Source organism: Dyadobacter sp. LHD-138, assembly GCF_030929615.1.
Taxonomy (GTDB): domain Bacteria; phylum Bacteroidota; class Bacteroidia; order Cytophagales; family Spirosomataceae; genus Dyadobacter.
On record NZ_JAVFVU010000021.1, the window covers coordinates 146,266 to 170,067 of the forward strand.

Consider the following 23,802-nt stretch of genomic DNA (forward strand, 5'->3'; position numbering starts at 1 on the left):
CTTATAAGTGATTTTCGGCCCCTGCCATGCGGGAATATTTGTTATGAAATGATAATTCTCTGATGGAAGTAACCAAAATCCGGCCCGATTTTTTTGTTCACATCCAGCACCGTAAATTGGCATAAAATCGCCAAAGTGTCATAGTTTTGGCATTAAACGTTTATTGACTGATGCTATGGTTTTTCATTTCCGAAAACAGTTTCCGCAGCTAAATCTTTATTGGGATAAATATTTACCATTTCAGCAACGACTGGAAGTGCCGGCCAAAACGGTCCTGCTCGAAGAAGGAAAAGTATCGCAGCACTATACATTCATTGAGCAGGGCTGTGTACGCGCTTTCTTCCTTAAAGACGGTGATGACAAAACCGTCCAGTTCTTTTTTGAAAATGAAGGATTCTCTTCTATAGACAGTTTTGTCAACGAGGTGCCCAGCTCCTTGACCATTGAGACGATAGAGCCCTCCGTCCTTTATCTTTTGCCCAGAACCTATGTGCTACAACTGCTCGACGAGCTAAGCCATGAGCCTGGCTTTATGTCAATGCTGTTGAAAATAACGGCCAGCCGGCAAAGGCACTACAACGATGAGCTGCTCTCCTTTATTCGCGACACACCCGAGCAACGCTATCAGCGCTTACTTACCGACCGGCCGCATATCATCAGGCGGGTGCCCCAGCATTATATCGCCTCCTATCTGGCCGTAAGCACGGTGCACCTAAGCCGGATCAAAAGTAAACTGGCCAAAGGAAAGCCGCATTTTTAAATTTGATAACATATGTTATCGTCACGGGGCTCTCATCTGCTCTAATTTTGGCTTATATCAAACCAGAACAAAATGAAAGCAGCAGTTATTTATCCCAATGAAGAAAGACCCCGATACACGGATTTTCCTGAACCCCTGATACAAAATGACGATGAAGTACTGGTGCGTGTAAAAGCTGTGGCCATTAAACATCTGGATAAAAGTATGGCGTCGGGCAAACACTATGCGAGCGTTGCACCCAAAGACCACGGCGCGTTGATTGGCGGTGATGGCGTTTGTCTTCTCGCTGATGGCACGAGGGTTTATGGCATGGGCGTAAGTGGTATGCTGGCCGAAAAAGCAGTGATTCACAAAGACCGCATCGTGAGGCTGCCTGAAAGCCTGGACAATGCTACCGCCGCCGCCTTACCGAATGCCGTCATCGGCGCAGCGATGGGTTTGAAGTTCAAAGCCAACATTCATACGGGAGATGTCGTGCTAATAAACGGCGCTACCGGCGTGACTGGCCGCGTAGCTGTACAACTGGCTAAATATTACGGTGCAAAAAAAGTGATCGCAACTGGCCGAAATCAGCAATCTCTGGAAGATCTGCTTTCTCTTGGGGCCGACGAAACAGTTTCATTGAAGCAAACTGACGAAAAGTTCACAGCACAACTGGCGGCTATACATCATCATACGCCCATCGATATCGTGATCGATTACCTGTGGGGCCACACGGCTGAGCTAATATTGCAGGTTCTGAAAGGAACAGGCATGTTCACCCGACCCATAAGTTATGTTTCCGTAGGTAGCATGTCGGGGGATCAGATGCAGCTCTCCGCAGCCGTTCTGCGCAGTGTGGATCTGACTCTGACAGGCTCTGGTCTCGGCTCATGGTCTAAGCACGAAGTTGGTCTGGCGTTGACAGAAATACTACCTGAGGCTTTTCAATTGGCAGCCGAAGGGAAGTTAAAGGTAGAAACTACTTTGGCAAAGCTCTCCGACATTGCTGACCTATGGGATTTAGAGGTTCCGGGCGGGAAGCGTTTGGTTGTGACCATCTGAGTGCTTTCAGATAGCTTTTCCGCCATTTAGGTTTCTGGCTTTTTCGAAGTTCGCAGCTGAAGCGCCTGTCTCTTTTTCAAACAAACAGATAAGCTATTTATCGTTTTCGTAGCCAAACGTGCAAACGATTTCCCGAACGCTCATTTCTGAGTAATAAAGCAGGTGCTGTGCTTCACAGATAATTTCCCGTTGTATAAAATAGATTAATGGAAGTCTTGTTACAGTTTTAACCGTGTCGTTCAGATAGCTGACGGGGATTTTTACACGCCACTGAGTTTTACGTCAACAACAGCCACGTACCGCGCGACATTGAACGGGATGAAAATGTTGGTTTTACCATTTGAATCCAGCATCCCAACGGGCATAAAAGTCTACAATCTGGAATTTGCAGATCCAAAAATAATTGGTAAAATTATCACTACTTCCAAAATTCCAGCAAACACGCCGGTATTGGTAAATGGTGTGGGTACCTTCACATTTGAAGGAGCAGGCGCAATTGCTTCATCTTCAAACCTGAGAACGGCTACGGCAAATGAGGATATGACAGTGAGTGCTGCGCGCAACCTGCAAGTGGGTATAACAGGTGGCGTGTACATTGGAATCAAAGCGCCTATTGGCAGCTATTATCTAACGACCAACAATGGTACTTTCTCTTTTAATCGGGTAACGTCTGCGTCTCAGCCATCTGTCAGCTCATTTGATGGGTACCTAGCACCAGGGCTGGCAACCGCAGCCCCAACTTTGGAAATTACCTTAGATGAAACTGCCCTGCCGGTCCGATTAGGCGTATTCAGCGCAAAATCTGTGAAAAACGCTGTTTATTGGGAATGGATCACCTATTCCGAACAGAATAATGCTGGATTTGATGTCGAGCGAAGCGCAGATGCCAAAAAGTTTGAAAAAATAGCTTCTGTGAAGGGATATGGAAACAGTAATTCAGAAAATCGGTACACATCGACCGATCTTTTTCCACTTAAAAGTACCAGCTACTACCGACTGAAACAGGTTGATCTGGATGGAACATATATGTATTCTTCGATCAGATCAGTGAAAACGGAGATGTAACGCCGATAATCGTATACCCTAATCCTGTTAAAAATATACTTACAATAGATCTCAAAGGAAATAAGGTAGATGGAAAACTTGTTATCCTGAACATACTCGGACAGGAAGTTTTCCAATCTGACCTGGAAAAATCCGGGCAGACCGGGATTGATGTTTCATTCCTTACACCGGGGATGTATTTCTACCGTCTGGATAACTTTAAAGGATCATTTGTAAGAAACTAAATTCCTCTGATCAATTGGTTATCAGCAAAATGATGTTTATTTAAAACGCAGGTTATGTCTCAGATAAAAATGAGGCATAACCTGCGTTTTAAGCTTTGAACAGCGTCGGATCAGAAAAACAGATACCTGACCGATTGTCGGAATGTTAAGATTTTCTCATGTCCGTTTTGACTACAAGGCCCCGGGAAAATGTTTTCCCGGGGCCTTGTACTGATATCTTTACTAAATAATTGCTACTCAGAAGTGATGCTGTCTACCAAAATAAAGTATACAATGCGATTAGCAGAACCAGAATAATGGTCGCTCCAAAAACAAAACTTTTATGGGCTTTGAACATGGACGGATCAATCACAAGGCCTTTTTTCTCGTCAGGTAAAACGTAGCCCAGTACAAACATTCCTGCGATACAGATCACAAAAACCCAACCCATTCTATCCAAAAACGGCACCTGCGTCCAGTCCGCGAAGGGCAGCCAGTTGTTGTGCATACCCAATGCTACAATAAAGCCGCCGACAATGGCAAACAAAGCTCCGGCCGAATTGCTCCGCTTCCAAAAGAAACCCATAATAAAAGACGCAAAAATCCCGGGTGACAATAACCCTGTCATTTGCTGAATAAACTGAAAACCTCCTGCTTTATCGATGCCCATGTATGGCGAAATCAGAATAGCCATGATCATCGAAATTACAATTACGATCCGGCCAATGGTTACAAGCTGTGCTTCGGATCTGTTTTTACCAATGTAAATCTTGAAAATATCAAGCGTAAAAATCGTTGAAATACTATTGGCTTTTCCCGCCAGCGATGCGACAATGGCTGCGGTTAGTGCAGCAAATGAAAGTCCTTTCAATCCGGCAGGTAATAAGTTCAGCAATACCGGATAGGCCTTATCTGCGACGATAACGCCATTCTCAGTCATTTCCTGTTGAAAAAGCCCCTGATTGTAAAGTGTGTACGCCGCAATCCCCGGAAGCACCACAATGACAGGCATCAAAAGTTTCAAAAAAGCGGCAAACAGCAGTCCGTTGCGCGCCGTTTTAAGGTCCGCCCCCAACGCACGCTGGGTAATATACTGATTGCAACCCCAGTAGTTCAGGTTCACAATCCACATCCCGCCGAGCAAAACCGTCGGACCGGGCAACTCCATATAATGCGTGCTGCCTTCTTTAAAGATCATATGAAAGTGATCATCATGACTTTGCTTCATCATTTTAAGGCCGTTGAAAAGACCGGCCGTATCAAAATTATCCGAAACCAGATTGATGGCGATGTAACTTGTTGCAAGTCCACCGATGATCAGAAAGAAAACCTGTATTACATCGGTAAAACCAATCACTTTCATTCCCCCGATTGTGATCACGATTGAAAAAATGGCAAGTCCCCACATACACAAGTCAAAATCCAGACCTGAAATGCCAGACACGGCCAATGCTCCCAGGTATAGAATTGAGGTCAAATTCACGAGAATATATAACCCCAGCCAGAAAATCGCCATGATGAGGCTAACCGTTGGATTATAACGTTGGCTTAAAAATTGGGGGCATGGTAAAAATCTTGTTCTTCAAATATATCGGCATAAAAAAGAGCGCAACAATTACCAGCGTTGCGGCTGCCATCCATTCGTAACTTGATATGGCCAGTCCCATCGAAAAACCGTTTCCGGACATACCGATAAACTGTTCAGCGGAAATATTGGAGGCGATCAAAGAAGCCCCGATTGCCCACCAGGTCAAAGACCCTTCGGCCAGAAAGAAATCTTTGGTTGAGGCTGCTTCACTCTTCTTCCGGTTGTAAATCCAGTAGCCGTATACCGACACAATGATAAAGTAGACAAAGAAAATAATGTAATCCAGCGACTGTAACTACCTCATTGATAAGTATATTTTTGAATAAATCTTTCAACTAATTAATGCGAAACCGGCTATCTCATCAGATAAATATCCACCGACTTTTTAACTTCTTCCAAAGTCTGTTTTGGAGGCTCAAAGCCCGCCGGAACAGGTTTTTTGGCAAAAGTCTGTAAATACAAAACCCAGGCATCTCTCCACCAGATCGCCTCTCTATGCTGAACCTTTAATCGCTGGGCAACATCGGTGTATATCTGCGGATCCAGACTTCCTTTTGCCAGATCCCACTGCTGCTGCATCCATGACACCGAATCTACGCCGGTGTAAAAACGGGTACAAAGTTCCTCCCACAGCGTTCGTCCGGTGCTCAGCTTTTTATCCCAGCCAACGTGATGAAACCACAAAAGATATGGAAGCGGGGTTTTGTCGGGATTACTCCATTGCTGCTGTACCTCTGGCCGGTATTGGGTCAGGGCATTACTGCCGGAAGCTGTTCTGTCAAAGCCAAAACCGGCGGAATCCGCCCGGTGGTAATACACAGCTGTCCAGTCTGGCCGGGAACCCCTATTTTGCCAGGGTTCAGGAGCAAAGTGAACGCCCATCCAGGGCCGGGAGAGTCCGAGAGGCGTGTTGTAATCGACATAAATCTCACGTGATCGCATCATCAGTCCAACGATATGCTCCCGCGCTTTTTGATTACGCGTCAAAGTCAGCTCGGTCCATTCACGGGCTATATCTTCTGAACTAAGCTGATGATCCCAGCTAAGCCTTCCGAATGCATACCAGTTCGCCTGCGCCAGCGGATGTCCCGTCCAGTTTCTGCTGTTTCCTGTATTGGCAACACCGACCATCAATGTGCTTGAATATCCATGTAAACTGCCATCGACAACTTTTGCGACGGTCGATCCCTGCCCGTTTACATAAGTATCCGAATCCAGACATTCCTTGAAAATAGGGGCTTCATACACGGCATGCGTAGCAAAGCCCAGGTATTCCTGCGTAAGCTGAAATTCCATGCCCAGCGGCGTTTTAGGCATATTACCAAACAAAGGCGAAAATGGCTCTCTTGGCTGGAAATCAATAGGTCCGTTTTTGACCTGCACAATTACTCTGGGATCAAACTTGCCATCCAGCGGTACAAATTCTTCATAAGCTGCTTTGAAACGGTCTGCGTTCAGATCTGCCTTGTAGACGAAAGCACGCCAGACTACAATGCCGTCATAGGGTTTGAATGCTTCTGCCAGCATGTTTGCACCATCGGCATGTGTGCGACCGTAGTCCTGCGGGCCGGGTTCACCCTCCGAATTAGCTTTTACTAAAAAACCACCAAAGTCAGGTATTTCTTTGTAGATCTGAGCGACCTTTTCTTTCCACCAGGCACGCACCTGAGGATCCAACGGATCAGAAGTGGATAGCCCGCCCAATGTTTTAGGTGCGGCAAAGTAGACAGACAAATACGTTTTAATACCATACTTCCGCATAACATCCGCTATGGCGGCAACTTTCACAATATATTCCTGTGACATGAACCGCGCGCTCGCATTTACATTATTGAGCACCGTACCATTAATTCCCAATGAAGCATTGGCGCGTGCGTAGTCCTGATAACGCGGGTCAACACGCTCGGGCAATTCGTACCATTTCCAAAGAGACGCCCCCGCATAACCACGCTCGATGGTCCCATCCGGATTATCCCAGTGATTCAGCATCCGGTAGCGTACTTTCGGGCTGCTTGCAATGTTCAGACCTTTAACCGGACACTGCATCTGCATGTGTCTTAACAGGGCAAAAGTTCCGTACAAAATACCGCTTTCTGATTTTGAACTGACAACAATGTTACCGCCAGACAATTGAATCCGGTAACCTTCATCTTTCAGATCGGTATCAGGTTCCAGTCTGAAAACGATACCACCGGATTTACTCCCCAATAAATTTGTAACAGAAACATTTTTACCCAAAAGACTTTTCAACCCTGTTTGCAGCTCGCGGGACGCACTTTGCGCGATCTCACCTATGGATGCGTTGTTGATGAAACCTGCAAAGCGAAGGTATTCAGCCTTAACGGATGCGTCTGCAACCGGCTCATATTTAAGCCAAAGCTTATACCCGTCATCACCGTCAGAGGGTAATGGATCAGCGGCAAATGATGCTGCGCCGATCAGGATAAAACTGAAAAATAATAGCAGAAATTTTCTGGTCATTGTAAATACTGTATTGATTTGTGTCGTTGAATAAAATAACTAATAAATTGATAATCCGAAATGTTAATATCTCAATTTAATTATTTTTTCATATAACGAATATGCTCTGCGACGTTGAGCATGGTATCGATATAAATATCATTTTGCTGTTCTTTCAAATAATGCAGTAACTCGCTATGCGCCCGACTGGAAACATTCAGTGCATGTTCTCCACCCACACCATGAAACAGGAAGACGAGCAACTTTCCGCTCTGCTGCGCTTGTTTTACGAGCTCTATCATCTGTTGTCCGGTCTGTTCAACCATCGAATAGCAATCGATATCCAGCAGCTTCTGTTCGTCAAACGAATGCATTTCATGCCGCACCGCTCTGGCCGCAACAAAATCATCAGAAAGTGTTTGTATAAATTCGCCTTCGGCTACTTTTTTATGACCACAGGTGAAGGCGAATGTACGCTTATCGCGGCCATCGATGGATTTTAGAAAGGCGTTACACATCTTTATTTCATCCCGAATTCTACCCAGACTGTACTTACTCAGATCATATTCCGGTTTCACCCAGCTCATGCCCGGACCGCTCGCATCGCAAGGATAATTGCGGATATCCGGGTAATTGGCAGATGTTATATCTTCAGGAAAATGCTCTTTGATGCGCTCCATATTGATGACCATATTGCTCTGTCCACTGTATAACCACACGTCTCCGAACGCTATATTTTTGATCCGGATCTGATTTTTACCTTTTAAAATGAGCTCATAACCAATACCAGCTGCCTGTGCAGGCAGTTGAATTTTCCATTTACCATCCGTAGTTGTCGCCGCACTGTAACTTTTGTTTTTCAGTGTCACCGTTACCTTTTCTTTCGGCGCCGCCCAGCCCCAAATCGTGATTGGCTGATCGCGCTGCAAAACCATATTGTCAGCGATCAGCTGTGGCAAGCCGATCTGCGCCAGAAGATCGTAGGATAGAAAAAACAGCAAAAATGTAAACTTAAAAATCCTCATCGATGGGCTGGGTAATCGGACAAATTTGGCATAAACCAAATTTGTCATCATATTGTAAATGAATGTATTATACAAATAAAAGCATTTAAAAATTAGCTACACCTTCAAATGCCTTTTTGGGTTGATAATGCTGATCGAATAATAGCGGGTAATCTTATTTTGTTAAAAAAGCTGTCGGCGGTCCACACTCAGCTTTCGGAGCCAAAAGACTCCTAGCCGATCGCTGACCACCGACAGCCGTTTATTTAAATAGAAGCTGTGAAAACTGAAATAAATCATGTCTCCACACCGGCCAGGTATGCCCACCGGGGTATTCGCTGTATGTATATTTTACTCCCAGCTCATCAAATTTTGCACGCATGATTTTACAATTATTAAAGGCAATATCTTCCTGTCCGCCCATGGAGATCCACAGGTTCTTGATATTGCTGTTGATCTTGTCCGCGTTGTCTTTCATGAACGCATATTGCGGAGCGGTGAGTGCAGTATTATTGGCAAACCAACCGGAGCTGAACACGCCCAAAGAAGAAAATAAATCACTATTTCTGATCCCGGCATAGAGTGTTTGCATTCCGCCCATCGACAGCCCTGCAAGTGCTCTGTTTTTTGCATCCGTCTGCACCAGAAAGTTGCTTTCAACAAAAGGAATGGCTGCATTTTTAAGCTCATTTTCGAATGTCTTCAATACATTCTCATTGAACCCCGCGATGCCACCTGTTGCACCTACGTTACCATCCAGCATGACAATAACCATCGGTTTGGCTTTTCCTTCTGCGATAAGATTGTCCAGAATCAGATCTGTTTTACCTTGTGTAGCCCAACCTCTCTGGTCTTCGCCGCCTCCATGAAGCAGGTACAATACCGGGTACTTTTCAGTGGATTTATCATAACCAGGAGGCGTGTACACATACATTTCGCGCCAGCCGCCGAGTGCTTTTGACAGATACTTTTTGATACGAATTTCACCATGCGGAATATCTTTGACGGCATAATAATCACCATTTTGATAAGGAATCTCAATCCCGCTGGCCATGCGCCCCATTCCATAAAAAGTTTCGCTGGCAGGATCAGCCAGTGCCACGCCGTCAATCAGAAGTGAATAATAGTGGAAACCTTTGCCGATTGAATCCGTTGTTACCGCCCAATAGCCACCAGTATCTTTCGCCATTTCGTATTTCTTGCCAAGGTCGATCTGTACCCTTTGCGCTTCGGCCGCTTTAACCCGGAACACTACCCGGTTATCGGGCAGAATCTGAGGATATTGTGCCGACCGAATATTGGTAGCAGCCCGCGTGCCCAGAATGGTGTATTTTGACAAAGAGGCATTGTCAACCGGTTTGAAAAGAAACTGAGAAAACATGTACAAGCCATTCTTCCATACCTTAAAATCATGAACACCGGGCTCAATGTAATACACATGCGGAACGTGATTTTCGAACATGTAGTCATGCGTCCGTTTGCTGAAAGTGATCAGTCTGTCGTTATCACCGCAGGAAATGAAAAGTAATTTCAATTTCTTTTTTGCTTCCTGTGGATCAGGCATCAGCTGCGCAGGCATTTTGGTATTAGGGGCCGACGAAAATCCACCCACCCACGCGAACTGATCCAGGTTACCCAATCCGAAGTTAAGCGACTGCCCCCCTCCCATGGATAACCCTGCGATGGCACGATGTTCCCGGTCTTTCAATGCAGGATATTTGCTCTCGATAAACGGGATCAGATCTTTAAGCAGATCCTGTTCAAATGTTGCAAATGCAGCGACTTTGTCCGCCGCCATGATATTTCCAGTAGCACGGTCGTCCTTCATCGCTCTCCCATTTGGCATCACCACAATCATGGGTTCAATTTTCTTTTCAGCATAAAGATGATCCAGAATCAGCTGCGGATTGCCTCCTTTCAGCCACTCCTTTTCATCCCCGCCAATACCATGCAGAAGATACAAGACAGGATATTTTTTCTTTTTACTAAAGCCCGGCGGCGTATACACCAGCGCCTTACGCTTACTGCCTACGGTCCTGGATTGATATTGAATGGTATCGATTTTCCCGACCGGGGCTTCGGCCTGTGCGGCGTCATAACCTTTCGGCATTTCTTTTAATATTTCCTGCGCCTCGCTTACAAAAGCAAGCATCATCAGGCTCACGACTATGGATACAAGTAGTTTCATGATTTTAATGGAAACGTTGAAAAATGGTGAAGTAAAGAAATCGTGTTCTGGTCTATTTGCTCAGATAATAGAAATGCGACTCGTCCTGCAAAATGGTCAGACCTGCCTTTTCGTTTTCTGATTTCGGTTTGAAATCGAGTTCGATCTCAGCTGTGCAATACAAATGCTGCTGGCGTTTGCCAATGAATGACGGATTACCCAGCTCCATAACAGTTTCGGGTTTCAGTTTCATTGTCAAACCGTTTTTCTTTGAAAGCGAGAACGAACTGCTGTCGATCGTTCTCATAAAAAGCAGAGCAGTATCCAGTGATTTTTCAAACGTGAGTGTGTATTCAAAATTAAGATCCTTGCTGTGAAAAACCGGAATACCCGGAAAATAAGAGCATGTGGAGTTAACAAGGTAATAGTCCGTGCCCACCTGAACCACACTTGGATCAGGATAAAAACCGGTCAAAATCGGGTTGACCAGCGTGGTTGTCTGTGCCGAAGCGCAAGGACTAAAAAATAGCCAGCCGGCTGCAATTGCTGTGCAGATACATTGCTTAACCATCATGTATTAAACTTTATAACGAATTGGTAAATTTTTGAGTAACCGACCTGAACAGAAACACGAGCCATTCAGCGTATACATCAGGTTCTTCGTTTAGATTTTTACAACTTTCCCAGATGCCACGGATTTATAAATGGCCTCAACAACCCGAATATCTTTAAGTCCCTCTTCGCCGGGTGCAATCAGGTCGGTATTTGCCATAAGCGCGGTGCAGTCATCATCCAATTGTCTGGCCTGCTGATTTTTGATAGGAAAATTGATGATCGTACCGTCTGACATACTTCCTTTATTACCGATATATCCCGACTGCGGTTCGAGTTTAGCCCATCCTTTTTCATAGTTCACCTGAAGGTAATTCATATTAATACCGAAACTGGTCTGGCAGGAGGCTCTGGCACCGCCAGGGAAATCCAGCATAAACATCATTGTTTCTTCGACCTCCTTGTAAATTTCAGGACGGGTGGTAGATGCCTGCGCAAAAACACTTACGGGCTCCTCACCCGTCGCTAGGCGTGCCCCCTGCAAAGCGTAAACACCCATATCACCCATGGCTCCGCCGCCAAGTGCTTTGTTTTGCTTCCAGTGGTTTGAACGTGCATCAAAATATCCGGCTGCACTGGTTATCATTTTTACCTTACCGAATTTTGGCTCTTTGGCAAGCTTGATGATCGCCTGAATATTCGGATCGTGCTGGCAGCGATAGCCTATGGATAGTCTCACTTTGTTGCTTTTACAAGCCTGTATCATCGCCTCACAGTCAGCAACGGATGGCGCCATGGGTTTCTCACAAAACACATGTTTGCCCGCTTTTGCAGCGCGTACTACAAATTCCCTGTGCATAGATGGTGGTAATACCACATACACCACATCAATATCAGGGTTATTGGCGATCTGGTCAAAATTCTGATAATTGTAGATATTCTTATCCGGGATATTGTATTTGATTTTCCAGGATTCGGCTTTGGCAGGCGTGCCTGTTACAATCCCGGCCAGATAACATTTTTCCGTTAATTGCAGCGCAGGTGCCAACAGATCGGTGCTGTAATATCCCAGGCCAACCAGCGCGATACCAAGTTTTTCCTTTTTGGGACCGGTTGACGCCAACAGTGCATTCCCTGAAAACAAGGTGGCGGCACCAGCCAATGTTAATGTCGATAAAAAATCACGTCTTTCAATATTCATGTCTGTATTTTCTAGTGTTAAACAGGATAAGTTAATCTAAATAAATGATTTAGGGATTAATCGTTTTGATATTCCCGTTACTGTCTCTGAGCAGTTCCCTAACCTTCACATTACGAAGATGTGTCTTTCCTGAAACCTCCGAATCGTGGTAATACAAATACCATTTCCCTTTAAATTCGACAATAGAATGATGTGTCGTCCAGCCTTCGACCGGGTTCATGATCACGCCTTTGTAGGTGAATGGTCCGTAAGGCGAAGTGCCTTCGGCGTAGCACAGCAGATGGGTATCGCCGGTTGAATACGAGAAATAATATTTCCCGTTGTACTTGTGGAGCCATGCTCCCTCAAAAAAACGACGGTTGGTATCGCCCGCCAGCAAAGGTTTTCCATTTTCATCAAGGATCTGAACATCACGTAAAGGCGCGGCAAATGACAACATATTGTCTTTCATCAGTGCGATCTTCGCACTTAAAGCAGGCTCATTTTCTTGGCCCTTTCCAAGATCCGTCATTAAAGTTTTATCATAAGTTCCGGTATGCCAGCGTTGCAGCTGACCACCCCAGATTCCTCCGAAATACATGTAAGTTTTGCCGTCTGTATCAGTGAATACGGCCGGATCGATGCTATAACTTCCTTCAATAGGTTTTGCTTCAGGTTTAAATGGTCCAGCCGGCGACTTGCTCGTGGCCACGCCTATGCGAAATACGCCTTCTTTATCTTTTGCAGGAAAATAGAAGAAGTAAGTACCGTTTTTGTAAGCTGCATCAGGCGCCCACATTTGTTTGTCGGCCCAGGGCACATCTTTTACATCAAGCACAACGCCGTGATCGGTCACTTTTCCACCGATCTTGTCCATGGAATAAACATGGTAATCCCGCATCTGGAAATGTCCGCCTTCGTCATCCTGCGGCACATCTGCTTCCACGTCATGGGATGGATAAATGTAAATTTTTCCGTTAAAAACATGCGCTGACGGATCGGCTGTATACAAACCGTTAACCAAGGGCTTGATTTTCCCAGGTGCTCTCTGGCTGATTACCTGACCGACACCGGCAACAACAAACGCAAATGTTATCAGCATTTTTTTATTAAATCGAATCATCATTTTTAGTTTACTATAAAACTGTAAGTCGTTGAATGTCTACTATCCGGATCCTATCTCAGCAACATCTCCGGACAAAAACGAACCCTGAGATGTATTACCGCAGGTGGTGCAGTTACATTTCAGGATCGTTGGATCAGGCCTCTAAAAAAGTTTTAGTATCCTGTATTTTGTGGAAACTTAGGCCCCTCTACCACCCTGTCGATCTGCGACTGCGGGATTGGTCGTAACATATGAAAATCTTTGACGTAAGGTGCTGCCTCTTTGTTCCACTCCTGCACACGGCGGACCAGTGAGCGTGTTCTTACAAGGTCATGCCAACGCTGCCATTCTCCGAAAAACTCGCGGCTCCGTTCGTCCAGGATAAAATCCAGTGTTACGTCAGCAGAGGTGATGGTCATAGCCGTAGCAGCAGCTGCATTCTGCGCCGTGCTATTGGTTTTCCTGAATGCTGAGCGCTGCCGCAAAACATTGATCAGCGTTGCTGCCCTGGATGCGTCGCCCGCTTTGAAATGCGCCTCGGCACCTGTCAGGTAAACATCAGAAAAGCGGTATAATACAGCAGGGCGTGTGGATGGATCATTGAAATTAGCACCACGACTAGGATCCATGTATTTTTTCAATGCCGGATAAATACCGTTGTTCCAAAGACTTGGCGGCACTACAATGCCCTTAAATGGCCTGGCCCCTACAAACTGAGGTGCGCCTGGCACTTCATAGTCGGGCAGCCAAACGGCTGTGTCCGAACCTGGTACGGTGGTATAACCGATTCCCCGGGTATTGTTGGCGGTAGTAGCGGTATTGGTTACAGCCGTGTTTGCAATGTAAACCGTGTAAAATGAATTGGCAAAACGGGAATCGACATCTCGGTTTGTGAAAGCCTGATCAAGGAAATAGTTTTTGCCGGTACGCGTACCAGTTGTCTGTTTATCTGAATTCGGACGCATCCGCACATAAGGGCGACCGTAGTACGAATCGCGGATCATGCCGGAAGTTCCACTGTTCACAAAAGCGCCGGAAGCATTTTTAATGGAATTGATGCCACTGTTGTTAGGATAATTCCAGTTGGTGAACCATGGACTCAGGTTTTGCGCCGCACCGCCCCAGGTCTGCACAAGGTAGAAATACCAGAAAGCCCTCAAAAATTTGGCCTGATCCGAAAATGTTCGACCAAATAAAAAAGTCACTTACAAATAATTTGTAAGTGACTGATAATCAGGTGGAGAATATGGGATTCGAACCCATGACCTCTTGCATGCCATGCAAGCACTCTAGCCAACTGAGCTAATCCCCCGGATTGGAGTGCAAAGATGTGCGACAGAATTGTGATAACCAAGGAAAAGAAAGCTTTTTAAGTTACTTTTCTCAATTAAAACAGCAAGATTCTCATAAACAACGCATTAGAAAAGAAAAAAAAATGAAGGTACCCAAGGCTACCGTTTGTTCCCACCGAGCATTTTGGTAAACAACCAGATCACCAATACGATCACAGCAATGACCAGAATGCCTCCCGTCCACATACCACCTTTGAAAATACCACCAATAACTTCGCAGCTGGTAAGGCCTGCCAATAGAAAAGTAACGATAAGAATGTTGATGTAAGCTTTCATGCGTATAATAATTTAGGTATAGATTATACTTAAATTATTACAAAAACCATTCCACATGAAACTGCCCGAAATCATCTGCATCTTCCCTAGGCCATGGGAATAAGGTTTTGAAGGTCATTTTCTAAAAGCATTTCAAAAAGTCGCACAGTTGCCGCCGCATCTCCCTCTGCCCGGTGACGATTTTCAATGGAAATTTTTAAGCTTTCGCACAAATTCCCAAGACTATATGATTTTAAACCAGGAAATATTTTCCGGCTTAGCTGAACCGTGCACAGCAATTCTCTTTGAAAATATTCATCGAGTGCGCCAAATTCCTTCTTCAAAAACCCATAGTCAAACTTGGCGTTATGCGCTACAAACCAGGCATCTACCGTCAGTTTTCTTACAGAATCCTGAATTTCGGCAAACGTCGGGGCGTCCTGGACCATCAGGTTATCAATGCCGGTCAGTCGGCTAATAAAGGGCGGAATAAATATTTCAGGATTAATGAGCGAGTGAAAAAAGTCAACGACCTCCACTCCATTGTGGCGAAAAACAGCTATTTCAGTAATGCGGGCATTTCCTCCTCCTCCGGTTGTCTCAATATCAACGATAGCGTACATTACTTTTCAAACATCTGCATAGGTAAAGAAATCATGTTATGTGAAGAAAATAAGACTGATCAATTTTAACATCTCCAATTAGAATACAAAAAAACGAAAAATCCCCGTTTAAGGCGAGGATTTTTCGAAATATTACGATTGTACTTTTAATATTTTCTACAACGAAAATTATTCAAGCTGAAATACAACTGGCATATTAAAGCGAACCCGAACGGCATTGCCTGATTGACGGCCCGGTTTCCAGTTTGGCATCAGTTTCATCACACGTTCGGCTTCTTCATCACAGCCAAAACCGATTCCCTTCAAAGTTTTCACGTCTTCAATTTTACCGTCTGCTCCTACCACGAAGGAAACGAAAACTTTTCCCTGAATTCCTGCCTGTGCAGCCTGGCGTGGGTATTTCAAATTCTTACGTAAGAAATCAGCCATTGCTGCATTGCCTCCCAAATAAGAAGGTGCTTGTTCAACGGCAATGAAAGTCTCTTCCTTTGGCGCTTCCGTTTCCACGACCTTACCCTTGCCGGCAGGGGCTTCCGCAGCCGGCGGAACAATTTCAGCAATATCGGCATTGCCTTCGATATTTTCCTGTCCGGGTACTGCATGCTGCAAATCATCGATCGTCGGCGGTGTTATCTCCTCTGGCACCATATTATCGGGCAACACGTCGTAGCTCACAAAACGTTTCGTGTTCACTTGTGGCTCCGGCTTGGGTAGTTCAATCGGAGCAGGCGGAGGTGTCGCTTCGGGTTTAATATCCACGGTTAACAGCGTTGCCTCAAAGCCAATATCTTCCTTCTTAGGGTCCGGTGTCAAACGGGCATACAGATCGGGCAATAACATAACCAGTAAAAAGAAGGTCACCCCAAGCAGCACCGACCGCTGCATCGTGCTTTTATACCCTTTTCGCAGCTGATAAGCCCCGTAAGACTTATTCCTTCCTTCAAAAACGATGTCATTTAATGTTTTTTCCATGGCTAATAGATGATTATGTTCAACACTCAGTATCTGGAGCGTTTTCGGATCAGCCGTTTCAACAATCCCTTTGAAAGCATGCTCAAACGAATTCCCGTCCCAAAGTCTTTCTTCTGCTTCACACGCCAGATGGTCAAGGATTTCCGGCAACAATTCCGGACTCAAACCATTATTTTTCAAATAACTTTTCAGCAGTTCGATTCGGTTTTCTTGAAGGCGTTTCATCTGTAAATGAGATTAGGGTATTACAGGATTTGAATAAAAACTATTAGCCAGTGGATCAACTATTCCGTTGCCAGGCCCTTCGGCGCAAGCAACAACCTGATCGCATCTACAAAACGTTCAAGGTCATCCGTTTTAGTACGTGCGGCTTCACTTCCCGGCGTAGTTAATGAATAATATTTCCGCAGCCGCCCATCGACCTCCACAGATTCTGTCACCAGCAGCCCTTCCTGTTCCAATTTATGCAAAACAGGATATAAAGCACCAAAGGTAAGTGCAATCGCCCCGCTCGTACGCTCCTTCACCTCTTGCGTAATTTCATAACCATACATACGCTTCTGCTCAGCGAGTAAATTAAGAACAATGGTTTTCAGCGTACCACGCACATATTCGTTACTTGTTGTGTTCGTATCCATAAGTCAGTTTTTACTCTACAAATATATATAAGTTTTTTATATATGCAACAATCCAGGTCAAATATTATTAAAATCTGTGATATTTATTTAAAAATTAATCGTCCGTCAACGGAATAGAACGATTAATACGCTCTTCTAACGAAATAAACGTCTCTGTCCGCTGAATTCCGTTTACTTTTTGAATTTTGTCATGGAGTATTTCTCTTAAGTGACCTGTATCACGACATACAATTTTAACGAAAATACTATAAATACCCGTAGTATAATGGATATTGACCACTTCCGGAATACGCTCCAATTCCAGCGCCACCTGCTCATACAAAGAGCTCTTATCTAAATAAACGCCTAAAAATGCACTGATATCCCACCCCAGTTTGGTCGGGTCGATCAGCAACTGTGAACCTTTTACGATACCGAGCTGCTCCATCTTCTTCATGCGAACGTGTACGGTACCGCCCGACACAAATACCCGCTTTCCTATCTCTGTGTAAGGTAGCGCTGCGTTTTCGATCAGCAGGGACAAAATTTTTAAATCAGTACTGTCTATATCTGAATACTTCTGCATAAAGCGTATTTTTGTTGAATTTTTCGCAATTATTTAAAGCAATTTATAAAAATATCGTAAATTTTTCGATTTTTTTATGCAAATATTTTATATTTAAAATTATACCGCTTACTTTTGCATTGTCATTCCGGGAAAGACAATTTATTTTAAAAACTGGAATCGACAAAATATCACATTGTAGGGTGATGAAATTGGCAGCCATGCCCTCCTGTCTCGGGGGTGGTGAATCAGGGATAAACACGGTATAATGCCGACGAAAGTCGACTGGGGTGGACCACCAACAGTATTTGTACCGCGGCTAACCTCACCGTGGGTGGTTCGAATCCCCCTCCTACAGCAAAAAAAACTTGACAAGCGATTTTTTTCGTAGTAGTTTTATTTGGTTTTTAGTTTGTTGATGAAGTGTAATTTGACACGCGGGTTCATTTTGAAACCTGCGTGTTTTTTTGTTTTAGAGACAAAAAGTTGCTTTCAAGACTTCAAGAGCACTTTACCTAACCATAGAAGTAAAGTCAACCGGCCACCGTTCATGCATAACAGTTGGTACCTGGACACCACCCTTCATAGATTATTTTACATGTCATCCTCCCGTCTACCACTAAATTACTGATCGTTACAAAATTATTTTCGGAATTTGTTAAAATAATAGTTCGCCTGATAAAATTAAACAACAAGAAATCCGCAGTAAACAGACGGGCTTCCCAGCGCATGCTGTTTACTACGGATTTTTGCAGAAATGAACTTACTTTATTATCGATATCCCTTCCATATCTTCCATTCGGGCAACAATACCCCATCCGTAAAAATCATTGGATACGCCGATCAGTATTTCATTTTTCCCCTCTTTAAACGGAATTATAAACGACGTATTTTCCAATGACAACCGGCCGAAAGGCTCTTTCATGATGGGTGATCCAAAAGAATTCTTATCAACGTAGAGATAACGGCCATTCAGCAGAACCCAAACTTCATCGCTGAAACCAAGCGAAATCTTTTTCTTTTGTTCCATTTTCGAATTGATATTGACTTTTAACCATACCAGCCTCCTCTTGTTATTAACACTTCCCCCAAATTTCCTGGTAAGATTAACCAGCCCCATTCTTTCTGACACCACAGGCTCCCAGATTTCTTCCGGCTTTGGAATAAAATCGTTACTAAAATCAACGTTTGTCGGTGTTTCAAAGGGCTTGCTGACCTGCCAATTCCGTAGATATCGCGGATCGTGATCCGTAAGATCTATACCTGCCAAAGGCGACAGATTTCCCGTATCGTTCATTTTTATAACCAGATTCGAGATTACAGATTCCCCTTCAAAGGCGATTGTTCCGTCAGATACATTACCTTCCAGCCTGGGGACTTCCACCACTGGCCTGGCCATATCATTCACATAAGCCTGAAACTGCTTCCCCGAAATCACCAGTTTGACGTGATTCCAGCCTTCTTTCCAAAAATAAGCATTGCCCTGAAAATGCCCCAACAAATCCCACAGGTTTACGCCGGAAATATGAGGTGCGTATTGAACCGTTTCCATAGCAGTGGAATCGCGGAGGCGATGTGTTCGAAAATAGAAACATTCGTTCTCCCTGGCATCCTGCCAGCGAAAATAAACCGAGACAAAACGTGCATCAGCCGGAATAAAATCAAATTCAATCGTGCCGTTTGAAAAAGAAGTATTTTTCAAAATAACCTGTCTACCCTTCGGTGAAAGTTTCATTGATGGCCTTGAATCATGCATTACAAACGCTACTTTCTCATGCTGATAATCCCAATTTTCGGCTTTTAATGAGATTGTGGTATTTGAATCAGCAGGCGTTTTCGTCCGGTTTTTCTTTTTTTGAGCAACCACTGATAGTGAAATCAGTAGCAAAAAAATGATTAATATCTTTTTCATGACTTTTAATTGTTCAGATTGATTTAATATAAAATTCACTATAAGTTTGGGTTTTAAGGTTTCCGGTTACCTTTGGCAAACATAAACAGCGCGCCCATTTTATCGTTGCTCAAATTCTGGTCAAGTTTTTTCAAGTTATATCACACTGAATTCCAATGCTGTCCGACATAAGTGAACTATTGCGATGTAAAAAAATAATTGAGCAAAAGCTTGATTGGGGCGACAGTGAAAACTGGCAAAGCTCCGATTTTGAAAATCTCAATCAGCTGATTCTTGATAAAACCGGGGTTTCATTAAGCGTGAGTACGCTGCGCAGAATTTGGGGAAGAGTCGAATACAATCACCTGCCCAGCGTGACAACTTTAAATACCCTGGCGAAGTTTGCCGGTTTTGAAGACTGGCGTAATTTCATGAAGAAGAATGCTTCTGAACCAGATCTGAATCGAAATCCGTCCACTGAGAAAAAAACAAGAATCCATTCGGGGTCACTCGTGAAATTTGCGTGGATCTTTGGACTTGCTGTGTTTACAGGTCTGATAACTATTCTCGCGTTCGACAAAGGCCAACCTCAGCTCAAATCTGAGGAATATGCTTTTAGCAGCCAGCCCATTACCAAAGGAATCCCTAACTCAGTCATTTTCACATACGATGCATCGAAAGCTCCGGGAGATTCGATTTTCATACAACAATCCTGGGATAAACGTCGCAGAACAGTGGTCGAGAAAAACCTCCACAAACATACTTCTATCTACTACGAACCGGGTTTTTACATTGCTAAACTTATCGTGGGTGAACAAATTGTGAAGGAGCATAAGTTACTGGTGCCTACCACTGGTTGGCTCGGCACGATCGACGGGCCGACAATTCCTGTATATCTCAAAAACCGTGAGTTTATGGCCGACAGCATTTTACAATTGCCTGTAAGTGTTATTGCCACCAAAAATATACCGATGCAGCCCCAGACTCCCAACATTCATTATTATAATGTTGGCAACTTTGAGCCCGTTTCGATAAAGAACTTTAATTTCAGTAGTGAAATTAAAAATGAGTTCAGGGACGGCGCGGGTGCTTGTCAGTTATCGGCCATTACGTTAATTACAGATGATATACCTATCGTCATTCCGTTTTCGGCAAAGGGTTGCGTTTCCGAGTTAAACTTTCTCAGCATCGATAATTTCATTTCGGGAAAAAAGGAAGACCTTTCTGCTTTTGGCGCCGATTTTTCGGATTGGGTAAAGGTTTCATGCAAAAGCTCCGGAACTAAAATTCAATATTCAGTCAACAATAAACAGGTGCTGGAGTTGCCCTTGCCCGCCCGTGACATCCATGTTGTGGGTTTGGCCTACACATTTCAAGGAACAGGAGCGGTTAAAAAAGTGAGTTTAAGCAGCCAAAACAAAATCATTTTTCAAGCATTCTGATTGCGTTTCAAACCCGAACAAAACAGCCTGACGGCACGCTGAGCGATCAGCCTGTTTTCATTTTTCAAAAAAGCTCAATGCTTTTAATCATTTAGGACAAAGTGTTTTTTTCGCAAAATCTGATCAGAATTCGATACGATAATTGAAGTTGGGATACAGACCAGTCTGATAGATGGTCTTGATTTTACCGGTCCTCACATCAAAATGCTTCGAGAATATGTTTTTCGTGTTGCTTACATTCTGGATGTCAACAAACCATTCCTGAGCCATCCGCTTCCCGTTTTGTCTGTATGTCAGCTTTAAATCGGTCCTGAAATAAAATTTGAAGCGATTTTCATAAGCGCGGCTTTTGTCGGTTATCTCCCACCCTGTTTCAATGGATTTTTGCAGATCAACGGGAATATAGGGCCGCCCACCCGCGAGCGCTACTTTTAAATCAACGGCAACACTGTGTTTCTCATTAATCTTCCACTCTTTCCCACCCAGGAAATTGACCACATAGCGACCGTTAAAAGCCGTATTTCGCCATATTTTATCGCTTCCCTGGTATTTGGACTCATACAGTGAAATGGTCGTGAGAAAATAATAACCCTTATTAAAATTCCTTTCCAAAGTAATTTCCAGACCATAATTTTTTCCTTTACCCTCATTAACCAGACTATCCACGTCCGGCGCAGAAAACGTTGCACCCAGATTAAGGACTGAAGTCGTTGACCGAAATCTTTCAACGGGCACATTGTATAGATGCTGAGAATACACTTCCGTTTTCAGTTTTATATTATCGCCAAAATACCGTTCGTATCCACCCACAAACTGATAACTTTTGGTAAGGTCCAAATCCATGTTTGTCTGCGTAAAACTCCCGTCAGTATTTCTGGTTTTGTAAAAGTAAAGCTGTATCGGTTGCATCTTACTGTTCATACCCGCAGCAAAAGAAACGGCTTGTCGCAACGGCAGATCATAACGCATGCCCAGCCTTGGCTCAACCGCATTTTTTTTATTCAGATTGAAATACGTAAAATGCAGTCCGCCGTTAATCGTCAGTTCGTTCAAGGGTTTGTATTGCCACTGTCCATATGCCTGGGCCAGCTCCGTCCCACCATTTTCATCCCTTAAACGTCGGTATATTTTGTTGCTGTAAGTACTGTCCAACAGGTCATAGGACAACTTATGAAGATACACGCCCGCTGAAAACAGATTTTTGGCGTTCAGCTTTTTGTTGTAAATGCCGGTAAATGTAATCCTTCCCAGACCAGACTTATCCCTGTACCGGTTAAAAGGCTGACGTTCATCATTAAGCGAATCAATTTGCGTTTCAAAAACAGACCCGGAAACAGCGAGCGATGCTTTTAGAGAAGTCTTTTCGTTGAAATAATGCAGGTAGGACAACCCGGCCACGCCCATTTTTGCTTTGTTGACAAGATTACTGTACGCGTCGCTGTAAAGGTTGGCCGTATCTTTCAAATCACCCTTGAAAGATATATCACTGGTGCCCCCTACCCCGTAGATACTCCATCTGCTTCCGGCTTTTTTCGTTGGGATATCTATTTTAAAAGATAGGTCCTGATAATTCGGCACACTGCTGCCCGTTCCCAAATTCACACCGAGTTTTTGTACGAGACCCATTACCGAATAGCGGTAGTGCGCGAGATATGTCGCCTTTTTCCCTTTTTTAAACGGCCCCTCCGCACCCAGTTCAAAGCCGTTGAAACCGACCTGTCCGGTATACTCGCGTTTATCCCGATTGCCTGTTTTCAGTTGTAGGTCAAAAACACCGCTGAGCGCATTGCCATAGGAAGCCGGAAAAGCCCCCGTAAAAAAATCGGATTGACTCAATACGTTGTTATTCAAAATAGTGACAGGACCGCCCGTTGCACCCAATGCGCCATAATGGCTCGGATTGGGGATATCGATACCTTCGAGCCGCCACAGAAGTCCGGTAGGAGAATTTCCTCTGATTACGATATCATTGCGGGCATCATTATTTCCCACGACGCCCGCAAAATTGGCCGCCATGCGCGAAGGATCATTCCGGCTTCCGGCAAAGCGGCGCGTATTTTCAACATCAAATGTCCTGGCGCTAAGCGTTCCAAATTCGTTATTTAGAACATCCTGATTGCGGTTTGCCTTTACTGTCAGCTCCTCTGCATTAATCACCTGTTCAATAAGCCGGATTTCAAGATTGACTTCCTTCCCGGCCGTAACCAGCACATCGGGAACAATCTGCTCACCATAACCCACACAGGTTATCTTCAACGTCTGACGACCAAGCGGCACGAACGGCAACCTGAAAATACCTTCCTGATCGGACTGTATACCGGTCAGCGGCTCACTCCCCACCAGGATAACATGAACACCTGGCAAGGAACTTCCGGACTGGGCATCCAGAATTTTTCCCTTTACTGTATTGGATAAAGTTTGCGACCAGCCTGCATAAAAACAGAGCTCCAATAAGGTTGTTAGTATTACTTTTTTCATGACTATGGAAAAGTGTGGACATAAGATCGTTTAGGAAATCACGCGAATCCTCTTTACTTAAATCAACAATATTTACTTCCGTGAGGCAAATTTCAGATGCGGCTGGTAACGTTGGCGATTATACTTTTAACTTTAAAACCATCGTCTTTCAGTCTGAAAAGTTCACAGCCTTTTTCGGACTGATCGTTAACGATTAGCTTGTGCGTAATTTCGTCATAGTCCCATTTCAGGTTTTTTGAATCGGAATCGGGAAATAAATCCTGCTGAAATCGGGATACTTCGCAGACATTGTTGCAGGCCAGCAATCCAGGCAGAAAAAGTGAATGAAGCGAGCGTTTTAATGAAGTTTGACTTAACATGGCTATGAAATTTGATAAATTATAAATGCAACAACCTCTGTCTCAGGCAGAGACCTTCCAGTCTACAAATTTTATTTATATAAAACTGCAATCCAACTTTAATGACTAAACGGTAAAGAG

General features: G+C 44.2%; 20 protein-coding genes, 1 tRNA gene and 1 pseudogene. 5 read left to right on the top strand and 17 right to left on the bottom strand.

What is annotated here, in order from left to right; genetic code table 11:
- The first annotated feature begins 175 nt into the window (after nt 1-175).
- From RB622_RS17000 to RB622_RS30345, 4 genes are all read left to right on the top strand, one after another.
- The gene (locus RB622_RS17000) at nt 176-760 is read left to right on the top strand and encodes a Crp/Fnr family transcriptional regulator (RefSeq protein WP_308047778.1); all 585 of its coding nucleotides are present in this window, start codon (nt 176-178) and stop codon (nt 758-760) included.
- Nucleotides 761-832: 72 nt separating this feature from the next.
- Nucleotides 833-1,804, top strand: coding sequence for a zinc-binding dehydrogenase (locus RB622_RS17005; RefSeq protein ID WP_308047779.1), 972 nt, complete (start codon nt 833-835; stop codon nt 1,802-1,804).
- Between the two features lie 324 nt (nt 1,805-2,128).
- A complete protein-coding gene (locus tag RB622_RS17010) occupies nt 2,129-2,869 on the top strand; it encodes a hypothetical protein (RefSeq protein WP_308047780.1) in 741 nt (246 codons plus the stop codon).
- Between the two features lie 8 nt (nt 2,870-2,877).
- Nucleotides 2,878-3,093 (top strand): T9SS type A sorting domain-containing protein, encoded by a 216-nt coding sequence (locus RB622_RS30345; protein ID WP_409021581.1) that lies wholly within the window; start codon nt 2,878-2,880, stop codon nt 3,091-3,093.
- 253 nt (nt 3,094-3,346) lie between these two features.
- Here RB622_RS30345 and RB622_RS17015 read toward each other — a convergent pair.
- The 15 genes and pseudogenes from RB622_RS17015 to RB622_RS17085 form a co-directional block, all read right to left on the bottom strand.
- A pseudogene (locus RB622_RS17015) lies at nt 3,347-4,946 on the bottom strand (sodium:solute symporter family transporter).
- 68 nt (nt 4,947-5,014) lie between these two features.
- A complete protein-coding gene (locus RB622_RS17020; RefSeq protein WP_308047781.1) occupies nt 5,015-7,141 on the bottom strand; it encodes an alpha-glucuronidase family glycosyl hydrolase in 2,127 nt (708 codons plus the stop codon).
- An 80-nt stretch (nt 7,142-7,221) separates the two neighbouring features.
- Nucleotides 7,222-8,145: a hypothetical protein gene (locus RB622_RS17025; protein ID WP_308047782.1), complete on the bottom strand. Its 924-nt coding sequence runs from the start codon at nt 8,143-8,145 to the stop codon at nt 7,222-7,224.
- Between the two features lie 241 nt (nt 8,146-8,386).
- Nucleotides 8,387-10,312, bottom strand: coding sequence for an alpha/beta hydrolase-fold protein (locus tag RB622_RS17030; RefSeq protein WP_308047783.1), 1,926 nt, complete (start codon nt 10,310-10,312; stop codon nt 8,387-8,389).
- A 52-nt stretch (nt 10,313-10,364) separates the two neighbouring features.
- Nucleotides 10,365-10,865, bottom strand: a complete 501-nt coding sequence (locus RB622_RS17035; protein WP_308047784.1) for a family 43 glycosylhydrolase — start codon at nt 10,863-10,865, stop codon at nt 10,365-10,367.
- Nucleotides 10,866-10,955: 90 nt separating this feature from the next.
- Complete coding sequence (locus RB622_RS17040) at nt 10,956-12,044, bottom strand: Gfo/Idh/MocA family oxidoreductase (RefSeq protein WP_308047785.1); 1,089 nt, start codon at nt 12,042-12,044, stop codon at nt 10,956-10,958.
- Nucleotides 12,045-12,093: 49 nt separating this feature from the next.
- Nucleotides 12,094-13,125 (bottom strand): glycoside hydrolase family 43 protein, encoded by a 1,032-nt coding sequence (locus RB622_RS17045; protein WP_308047786.1) that lies wholly within the window; start codon nt 13,123-13,125, stop codon nt 12,094-12,096.
- A gap of 176 nt (nt 13,126-13,301) precedes the next feature.
- Entirely contained in the window at nt 13,302-14,333 is a 1,032-nt protein-coding gene (locus tag RB622_RS17050) for a RagB/SusD family nutrient uptake outer membrane protein (RefSeq protein ID WP_308047787.1), read from the bottom strand.
- Nucleotides 14,334-14,366: 33 nt separating this feature from the next.
- A tRNA-Ala gene (locus RB622_RS17055) sits at nt 14,367-14,440 on the bottom strand.
- 139 nt (nt 14,441-14,579) lie between these two features.
- On the bottom strand, nt 14,580-14,756 hold the full coding sequence (locus RB622_RS17060) for a hypothetical protein (protein WP_308047788.1): 177 nt from the start codon (nt 14,754-14,756) through the stop codon (nt 14,580-14,582).
- Between the two features lie 86 nt (nt 14,757-14,842).
- Nucleotides 14,843-15,358, bottom strand: a complete 516-nt coding sequence (locus tag RB622_RS17065; protein WP_308047789.1) for a 3'-5' exonuclease — start codon at nt 15,356-15,358, stop codon at nt 14,843-14,845.
- A 168-nt stretch (nt 15,359-15,526) separates the two neighbouring features.
- Nucleotides 15,527-16,555 carry a TonB family protein gene (locus RB622_RS17070; RefSeq protein ID WP_308047790.1) on the bottom strand — a complete coding sequence of 343 codons (1,029 nt, stop codon included), beginning with the start codon at nt 16,553-16,555 and terminating at the stop codon, nt 15,527-15,529.
- Between the two features lie 59 nt (nt 16,556-16,614).
- The gene (locus RB622_RS17075; RefSeq protein WP_308047791.1) at nt 16,615-16,968 is read right to left on the bottom strand and encodes a PadR family transcriptional regulator; all 354 of its coding nucleotides are present in this window, start codon (nt 16,966-16,968) and stop codon (nt 16,615-16,617) included.
- A 94-nt stretch (nt 16,969-17,062) separates the two neighbouring features.
- Nucleotides 17,063-17,533: an Lrp/AsnC ligand binding domain-containing protein gene (locus RB622_RS17080; protein WP_308047792.1), complete on the bottom strand. Its 471-nt coding sequence runs from the start codon at nt 17,531-17,533 to the stop codon at nt 17,063-17,065.
- 742 nt (nt 17,534-18,275) lie between these two features.
- Nucleotides 18,276-19,424: a hypothetical protein gene (locus tag RB622_RS17085; protein WP_308047793.1), complete on the bottom strand. Its 1,149-nt coding sequence runs from the start codon at nt 19,422-19,424 to the stop codon at nt 18,276-18,278.
- Nucleotides 19,425-19,579: 155 nt separating this feature from the next.
- Here RB622_RS17085 and RB622_RS17090 point away from each other — a divergent pair, with 155 nt between their 5' ends.
- Nucleotides 19,580-20,845, top strand: coding sequence for a hypothetical protein (locus RB622_RS17090; protein WP_308047794.1), 1,266 nt, complete (start codon nt 19,580-19,582; stop codon nt 20,843-20,845).
- Nucleotides 20,846-20,968: 123 nt separating this feature from the next.
- On the opposite strand, the gene RB622_RS17095 is transcribed toward RB622_RS17090, so the two are convergent.
- Together RB622_RS17095 and RB622_RS17100 are read right to left on the bottom strand one after the other, a co-directional pair.
- Nucleotides 20,969-23,323, bottom strand: coding sequence for a TonB-dependent receptor (locus RB622_RS17095; RefSeq protein ID WP_308047795.1), 2,355 nt, complete (start codon nt 23,321-23,323; stop codon nt 20,969-20,971).
- Nucleotides 23,324-23,415: 92 nt separating this feature from the next.
- Nucleotides 23,416-23,682: a hypothetical protein gene (locus RB622_RS17100; RefSeq protein ID WP_308047796.1), complete on the bottom strand. Its 267-nt coding sequence runs from the start codon at nt 23,680-23,682 to the stop codon at nt 23,416-23,418.
- Nucleotides 23,683-23,802: the final 120 nt, after the last annotated feature.

Excerpts from the sequence above, each read along its gene's own strand:
- RB622_RS17100 (WP_308047796.1), bottom strand. The coding sequence starts at position 23,682 with ATGTTAAGTCAAACTTCATTAAAACGCTCGCTTCATTCACTTTTTCTG.
- RB622_RS17025 (WP_308047782.1), bottom strand. The coding sequence starts at position 8,145 with ATGAGGATTTTTAAGTTTACATTTTTGCTGTTTTTTCTATCCTACGAT.
- RB622_RS17005 (WP_308047779.1), top strand. The coding sequence starts at position 833 with ATGAAAGCAGCAGTTATTTATCCCAATGAAGAAAGACCCCGATACACG.
- RB622_RS17000 (WP_308047778.1), top strand. The coding sequence starts at position 176 with ATGGTTTTTCATTTCCGAAAACAGTTTCCGCAGCTAAATCTTTATTGG.
- RB622_RS17045 (WP_308047786.1), bottom strand. The coding sequence starts at position 13,125 with ATGCTGATAACATTTGCGTTTGTTGTTGCCGGTGTCGGTCAGGTAATC.
- RB622_RS17075 (WP_308047791.1), bottom strand. The coding sequence starts at position 16,968 with ATGGATACGAACACAACAAGTAACGAATATGTGCGTGGTACGCTGAAA.
- RB622_RS17080 (WP_308047792.1), bottom strand. The coding sequence starts at position 17,533 with ATGCAGAAGTATTCAGATATAGACAGTACTGATTTAAAAATTTTGTCC.
- RB622_RS17070 (WP_308047790.1), bottom strand. The coding sequence starts at position 16,555 with ATGAAACGCCTTCAAGAAAACCGAATCGAACTGCTGAAAAGTTATTTG.
- RB622_RS17090 (WP_308047794.1), top strand. The coding sequence starts at position 19,580 with ATGCTGTCCGACATAAGTGAACTATTGCGATGTAAAAAAATAATTGAG.
- RB622_RS17060 (WP_308047788.1), bottom strand. The coding sequence starts at position 14,756 with ATGAAAGCTTACATCAACATTCTTATCGTTACTTTTCTATTGGCAGGC.
- RB622_RS17065 (WP_308047789.1), bottom strand. The coding sequence starts at position 15,358 with ATGTACGCTATCGTTGATATTGAGACAACCGGAGGAGGAGGAAATGCC.
- RB622_RS17020 (WP_308047781.1), bottom strand. The coding sequence starts at position 7,141 with ATGACCAGAAAATTTCTGCTATTATTTTTCAGTTTTATCCTGATCGGC.
- RB622_RS17040 (WP_308047785.1), bottom strand. The coding sequence starts at position 12,044 with ATGAATATTGAAAGACGTGATTTTTTATCGACATTAACATTGGCTGGT.
- RB622_RS17095 (WP_308047795.1), bottom strand. The coding sequence starts at position 23,323 with ATGAAAAAAGTAATACTAACAACCTTATTGGAGCTCTGTTTTTATGCA.
- RB622_RS17035 (WP_308047784.1), bottom strand. The coding sequence starts at position 10,865 with ATGATGGTTAAGCAATGTATCTGCACAGCAATTGCAGCCGGCTGGCTA.
- RB622_RS17010 (WP_308047780.1), top strand. The coding sequence starts at position 2,129 with ATGTTGGTTTTACCATTTGAATCCAGCATCCCAACGGGCATAAAAGTC.
- RB622_RS17030 (WP_308047783.1), bottom strand. The coding sequence starts at position 10,312 with ATGAAACTACTTGTATCCATAGTCGTGAGCCTGATGATGCTTGCTTTT.
- RB622_RS17085 (WP_308047793.1), bottom strand. The coding sequence starts at position 19,424 with ATGAAAAAGATATTAATCATTTTTTTGCTACTGATTTCACTATCAGTG.